General features: G+C 61.2%; 5 protein-coding genes. 3 read left to right on the top strand and 2 right to left on the bottom strand.

Annotation, left to right across the window (positions count from 1 at the left end; translation table 11 throughout):
* The first annotated feature begins 92 nt into the window (after positions 1–92).
* Complete coding sequence (macA, locus tag HX817_RS31170; protein ID WP_032898521.1) at positions 93–1,244, top strand: macrolide transporter subunit MacA; 1,152 nt, start codon at positions 93–95, stop codon at positions 1,242–1,244.
* A 3-nt stretch (positions 1,245–1,247) separates the two neighbouring features.
* Positions 1,248–3,206, top strand: coding sequence for a MacB family efflux pump subunit (locus tag HX817_RS31165; RefSeq protein ID WP_003212489.1), 1,959 nt, complete (start codon positions 1,248–1,250; stop codon positions 3,204–3,206).
* Between the two features lie 125 nt (positions 3,207–3,331).
* Here HX817_RS31165 and HX817_RS31160 read toward each other — a convergent pair whose 3' ends face one another.
* Both HX817_RS31160 and HX817_RS31155 read right to left on the bottom strand, forming a co-directional pair.
* Positions 3,332–4,021 (bottom strand): helix-turn-helix transcriptional regulator, encoded by a 690-nt coding sequence (locus HX817_RS31160; RefSeq protein ID WP_177042415.1) that lies wholly within the window; start codon positions 4,019–4,021, stop codon positions 3,332–3,334.
* 185 nt (positions 4,022–4,206) lie between these two features.
* Positions 4,207–5,451 carry a methionine gamma-lyase gene (locus tag HX817_RS31155; protein ID WP_177042413.1) on the bottom strand — a complete coding sequence of 415 codons (1,245 nt, stop codon included), beginning with the start codon at positions 5,449–5,451 and terminating at the stop codon, positions 4,207–4,209.
* A 124-nt stretch (positions 5,452–5,575) separates the two neighbouring features.
* On the opposite strand from HX817_RS31155, the gene HX817_RS31150 reads away from it, so the two are divergent.
* A complete protein-coding gene (locus HX817_RS31150) occupies positions 5,576–6,046 on the top strand; it encodes an Lrp/AsnC family transcriptional regulator (protein WP_177042418.1) in 471 nt (156 codons plus the stop codon).
* Positions 6,047–6,152 lie beyond the last annotated feature (106 nt).

Below are 6,152 nucleotides of genomic sequence, written 5' to 3'. Positions count from 1 at the left end.
AAGAGCGGAACCCATATCAGCCGTTACCAAAAAAACGGATATGTACTCCGAGCCAAAAGCCGGACCAACTTCAACGTCTTCTGTGGTCACTTATGGAAAAGTCAAAGCTTCGCAAAACAGGAATGGCCCTGGCCCTGGCAATCGCCGCCGCCCTGACCATCTACACCGTGCAGGCCCCCGCAGACGCGCCGCAATACCTGACCGCCACCGCCGAGCGCAGTGACATCGAAAACGCCGTCCTGGCCACCGGCCTGCTCGAAGGCGTCAAGCAGGTCGATGTCGGCGCCCAGGTTTCCGGCCAACTCAAATCCCTGAAGGTCAAGGTCGGCGACAAGGTCAAGAAGGGCCAATGGCTGGCCGAAATCGACCCGTTGATCCTGCAGAACACCCTGCGCAAAGCCCAGGTCGACGAAGAAAACCTCCAGGCCCAACGCCGCGCTACTGCGGCGCAACTCAAGGAAACCAAATCCGTCTACGAACGCTATCAGGGCCTGCAGGAGGACGAATCCGTGTCCCGCCAGGACTTCGAAACCGCCGAGTCCAATTACGAGGTACAGCGCGCCAACCTGATGTCCCTCGACGCCCAGATCAAAAGCGCCCACATCCAGATCGACACCGCCAAGATCAACCTGGCCTACACCCGCATCGTCGCGCCAATCGACGGCGATGTAGTGGGCATCGTCACCCAGGAAGGCCAGACCGTGATCGCCAGCCAACTGGCACCGGTGCTGCTCAAGCTCGCCGACCTGGACACCATGACCGTCAAGGCCCAAGTCTCCGAAGCGGACGTGATCCACATCAGTCCGGGCCAGCAGGTGTATTTCACCATCCTCGGCGAGGCCGACAAACGCTACTACGCCAAATTGCGCGGCACCGAACCCGCCCCGCAGAATTTCCTCGAAACCCAGACCGCCGGCACCCCCAAGCAAAACACCGCGGTGTTCTACAATGCGCTGTTCGACGTACCCAACCCCGACCACCGCCTGCGCATCGCCATGACCGCCCAGGTGCGCATCGTGCTCGACACCGCCAAGGCCGCACTGACCGTGCCGGTGGCCGCACTCGGCCCGCGCAATGCCGATGGCAGCTTCCCGGTGCGGGTGCTGGACGCCAAGGGCAAGGCCAACACGCGGCAGGTGCAGACGGGCATCAACAACAACGTCAAGGTGCAGATCCTCGATGGCCTGGCCGAAGGCGACAAGGTGGTGATCGGCGACCCATCGCCTGCCGTGGCGGGGGGCTGATTGATGACTCAGCCACTGCTGGAGCTTAAAGGCATCGTGCGCAGTTTCATGGCCGGTGACCGCGAATTCATTGCGCTCAAGGGCATTGACCTGACCATCCACGCCGGGGAAATGGTCGCGATCACCGGGGCCTCGGGCTCGGGTAAATCCACCCTGATGAACATTCTCGGCGGCCTCGACTACGCCACCGCCGGCAGCTACAAGATCAATGGCATCGAAACCCGCACCCTGGGGGATGAGCAACTGGCCGAGCTGCGCCGCGACTACTTCGGTTTTATCTTTCAGCGTTACCACTTGCTGGCGCACCTGAGCGCGTTGCACAACGTGGAAATGCCGGCGATTTATGCCGGTACGCCGGAAACCGCCAGGCACAGCCGCGCCGGGGAATTGCTGGCACGCCTGGGGTTGTCGGGGCATTTGACCCATCGCCCGAGCCAGCTGTCCGGCGGCCAGCAACAGCGCGTGAGTATCGCCCGGGCCTTGATGAACGGCGGCGAAGTGATCCTCGCCGACGAACCCACCGGCGCCCTCGACACCCACAGCGGCAAGGAGGTGATGCGCATCCTGGCCGAGCTGCACGCCGCCGGGCACACGGTGATCATCGTTACCCATGACCCGAAAGTCGCGGCCAATGCCCAGCGGATCATTGAGGTGCGCGATGGCGAGATTGTCAGTGACCGCGCCAATCAGAGTGTCGGCCTCGACCTGCCCACCGAAGCGCCCATCGAGCCCAAGCGCAGCGGTGCGCGCAAGTTGGTGGCGAGCCTCGGGCTGTTCAAGGAGGCCTTCAACATGGCCTGGGTCGCGCTGATTTCCCATCGCATGCGCACCTTGCTGACCATGCTCGGCATTGTCATCGGCATCACCTCGGTGGTATCGATCTCGGCCATCGGCGAAGGCGCCAAGCGCTATGTGCTCAAGGACATCCAGGCCATTGGCAGTAACACCATTGATATCTTTCCCGGCAAGAGTTTTGGTGACAGCCGTGCGTCAGCCATCGAGACGTTGTTGCCGTCGGATGTGGATGCGCTGAACCAGCTGTATTACGTCGACAGCGCCACGCCGGTGGTGGGGCGCAACCTGTTGCTGCGTTACGGCAATATCGACCTGGACGCCCAGGTCAATGGGGTCAGCGATCGCTATTTCCAGGTCAAGGGCCTGAAGCTCGAAGCCGGAATTACCTTCAGCGAAAGCGACGCCCGGCGCCAGGCCCAGGTGGTGGTGATCGACCACAACGCGCGCCATCGGCTGTTCGCGCCCGGCGTGGATCCGTTGGGCCAGGTGATCCTGGTGGGCAACCTGCCCTGCACCGTGATCGGGGTGACGGCCGACAACAAAAACATGTTCGCCGCCAGCAAGGCGTTGAACGTGTGGGTGCCGTACGAGACGGCAGCGGGGCGGCTGTTGGGCCAGCGTCATCTGGACAGCATCACGGTGCGCATCAAGGACGGCCAGCCGAGCAAGGTGGTGGAAGAGAACGTCACCAAGCTGATGTTGCAACGTCACGGCACCAAGGACTTCTTTACCAACAACCTCGACAGCATCATGCAGACGGTGCAGAAAACCAGCCGTTCCCTGGCGTTGCTGCTGTCGTTGATTGCAGTGATTTCGTTGCTGGTGGGCGGCATCGGAGTGATGAATATCATGCTGGTGTCGGTGACCGAACGCACCCGCGAAATCGGGATTCGCATGGCAGTGGGCGCGCGGCAATCGGATATTCGCCAACAGTTCCTGGTGGAAGCGGTGATGGTCTGCCTGATTGGCGGGATGATCGGCATCTCGCTGTCATTCGCCATCGGCTATCTGTTTTCGTTGTTTGTGAAAGAGTGGGAAATGGTGTTTTCCCTGGGCTCGGTGGTGACGGCGTTTGCGTGTTCAACGTTGATCGGGATTGTGTTCGGGTTTGTGCCGGCGCGGAATGCGGCGCGGTTGGATCCGATTGAAGCCCTGGCCCGGGATTAGGCCGGGAAGAGATCAAAAAATGTGGGAGCGGGCTTGCTCGCAAATGCGCTGGATCAGTCACACATGTATTGACTGACACTGCGCATTCGCGAGCAAGCCCGCTCCCACATTTGTTCCTCGGTGTTCTAGAGAGTGGCGTTTTCTTCTGTGGAATACATCCACCGCATCAACGAATGCCGGCCACTGATGCCCATCTTGATCGCAGCCCGCTTGAGGTAGCTCTCGATGGTATTGACCTTCAGTGCCAACTGCTCCGCCAGTTCCGGTGCGGTACGCCCGGCCAGCAGCCCCACGCACACCTCAAGCTCCCGGCTGGACAGGGCCAGCCCCGATTGCGCGAGGCGCTCTTCAAAGCGCCGGCGCAAGGTGTCGATGCCTTGTTGCTGCGGCGCTTCGCTGTCCGGACCGCTGGGTTGCAGGGCGCTGATGTGTTTTTCAACCATCGGCAGCAGCAGGGAGGAGAAGTCTTGCAGGATGATCCGCTCCTGCTGGGAAAAACTTTCGCAGGGGTTGGAGCGATACACCGACAGCACGTAGCTGACGTCATCCTTGCGCCGGGTCAGGTGCAGTTGGGCGGCGGCCTGGGCCTCTTCCTGCCCTGGCAGCGGGTCGGTGTACACCGGGCTGATCCCCGTCATTCGCGAACTGCCTGCCTTGCGCGGTGAACTCACAGGCATTTGGGTGATGTGCGTGGCGTCGACCGCCAGTTGGGTGAGGATCAGGTCATGCAGCATGCGCGGGAAATGCCGGCTGCCGGTGCTGGCGATGACTTTGCCAATGTGGGGGAACAGGTGTGAGTTCATCATTTCATCCATGAGTTTCAATGAGGGCGGCGTACAGGGCAGTGATCTCCATGACTGCCGCCTCGTATGCTAGTACAGGCTTTCGCAAACGGGCCAATGAATGGATCAAATTTTTTGCGGTGCAGGGCGCAACGGGAGAAGCCCGACCTTTTCAGGCCGGGCTATTGATAAACGTCGCGCCTGCCTGTGAATTTACTTCAAGCGTGATGAACGTTGTGTTGCACCGCCCGGGATTTCGGCTTTACGGCACAGGCCTGCAGGGCTTGGGCAACGTCGGCCAGCAGGTCGGCGACATCCTCAAGGCCCGCCGAGAGTCGCACCAGCCCTTCGGAAATCCCGTGGTGGGCGCGCTGCTCCGGGGTGTAGGTGGAGTGGGTCATGCTGGCCGGGTGCTGGGCCAGTGACTCGGCGTCCCCCAGGCTCACGGCCCGGGTGAACAGCTTGAGGGCGTTCATGAAGCGTCGGCCCATGTCGATGCCGCCCTTGAGTTCAAACGCGATCATGCCGCCGGATTGTTTCATCTGCCGCGCGGCCAGTTCGTATTGAGGGAAGGAGCGCAGGCCGGGGTAGGTCACCCATTCCACCAGGGGATGGGCCTGCAAGGCTTCGGCGATGGCCAGGGCGTTGCTGCAATGGCGGTCCATGCGCAGGGCCAGGGTCTTGAGGCCGCGCATCAGCAGGGCGGCGTCCTGGGGTGACATCACCGCACCGGTCAGGTCCTTGAGCCCTTGCAGGCGAATGCGCTGGGCCAGGGCCTGGCTGCTGACGGCGATGCCGGCGGTGATATCGCCGTGGCCACTGAGGTATTTGGTGGCCGAGTGCACCACCACGTCGGCGCCCATTTCCAGCGGGCGTTGCAGGTAGGGCGTGCAGTAGGTGTTGTCCACCACCACGGTGATACCGGGTTGCCGGTGGGCGATCTCGGCGACGGCGGCGATGTCCACCAGTTGCAGGTTGGGGTTGGCCGGGGTTTCGAAGTAGATCATGCGCGTGGCCGGGTTGATGGCCTCGCTCATGGCGTTCAGGTCGGTGAGGTCGACGTGGCGCACCTTGATGCCGAACTCGCCGATGCCGTGGTGCAGCAGGGCGAAGGTGCAGCCGTAGAGGGTCTGGCTGACGATGATTTCGTCACCGGGGCGCAGCAGGGTCCAGAACGTCGCGGCAATTGCGCCCATGCCGGAGCTGAAGGCGACGGCGGCTTCGCCGTTTTCCAGGGTGGCCATGCGCGATTCCAGCAGGGCCAGGGTGGGGTTGGAGATGCGGGTGTAGAAGTGTCCGCTCTCTTCGCCGGCGAAGCAGGCGGCTCCGTATTCGGCGGTGGGGAAGGCGAAGGTTGCCGTCAGGTAGATGGGCGGCACGAGGGCGCCGTGGTGGTCCTGGGGGTCATAGCCGTGGTGGATGGCGCGGGTGGAAAAGCCGAACGTGTTGTGTTTATTTTTCATGGTCGGACGCTCCTTATTTCCTACAATGCTATGCTTATAACGGCGGCCGAACGTTCCATAGTTTGCTGGGAAAGGCCGGTAGATTGGGATGAAAAACAATAAAAACGACGTTTTGAGGCAAGATATGCCCATGCATCTGGATCGGACTGACAAGGCACTTTTAAACGCCTTGCAGGGTAATGCGCGGTTGACGGTGGCGGAGTTGGCGGAGCGGGTGTCGCTGACCACTTCGCCGTGTTGGCGGCGGGTGAAGAACCTTGAGGACAGCGGGGTGATCGGCGGTTATCAGGCGATCCTGTCGCCCAAGGCGCTGGGGTATGGGGTGACGGCGTTTGTCAGCATCATGATGGATACGCACTCCCGGGAAGTTGCCCGGGCGTTTGAGCAAAGGTTGCTGGAGATTCCCGAGATTGTGGCGTGTCATAACGTTTCGGGGCGGTATGATTTTTTGTTGGAAGTGGTGGCGAAGGATCTGGAGTCGTTTGGGGATTTTGCGCGGGAGGTGTTGCAGGGGTTGCCGTGTGTTAAGGAGATTTACTCGAGTTTTTCTTATAAGTCGGTGCGGCCGTTGCGGGTGATTCCTTTGCCGGAGTGATGGTGTGTATATCCGTTATTTGGGTAACGGCTGCTTATGGTTTCGCTCTTACAGCGAGTCACTTTGCAAAAGCGGCAAAGTAACCAAAGCGCTCTGCCCCGCCTGT

The organism is Pseudomonas sp. C6002 (genome assembly GCF_013385805.1).
In the GTDB taxonomy this organism is placed as follows: domain Bacteria; phylum Pseudomonadota; class Gammaproteobacteria; order Pseudomonadales; family Pseudomonadaceae; genus Aquipseudomonas.
Note: the sequence above shows the minus strand (reverse complement) of the source record. Positions and strands in the feature narration are given on the sequence as shown.

Excerpts from the sequence above, each read along its gene's own strand:
- HX817_RS31150 (WP_177042418.1), top strand. The coding sequence starts at position 5,576 with ATGCCCATGCATCTGGATCGGACTGACAAGGCACTTTTAAACGCCTTG.
- HX817_RS31165 (WP_003212489.1), top strand. The coding sequence starts at position 1,248 with ATGACTCAGCCACTGCTGGAGCTTAAAGGCATCGTGCGCAGTTTCATG.
- HX817_RS31160 (WP_177042415.1), bottom strand. The coding sequence starts at position 4,021 with ATGGATGAAATGATGAACTCACACCTGTTCCCCCACATTGGCAAAGTC.
- macA (WP_032898521.1), top strand. The coding sequence starts at position 93 with ATGGAAAAGTCAAAGCTTCGCAAAACAGGAATGGCCCTGGCCCTGGCA.
- HX817_RS31155 (WP_177042413.1), bottom strand. The coding sequence starts at position 5,451 with ATGAAAAATAAACACAACACGTTCGGCTTTTCCACCCGCGCCATCCAC.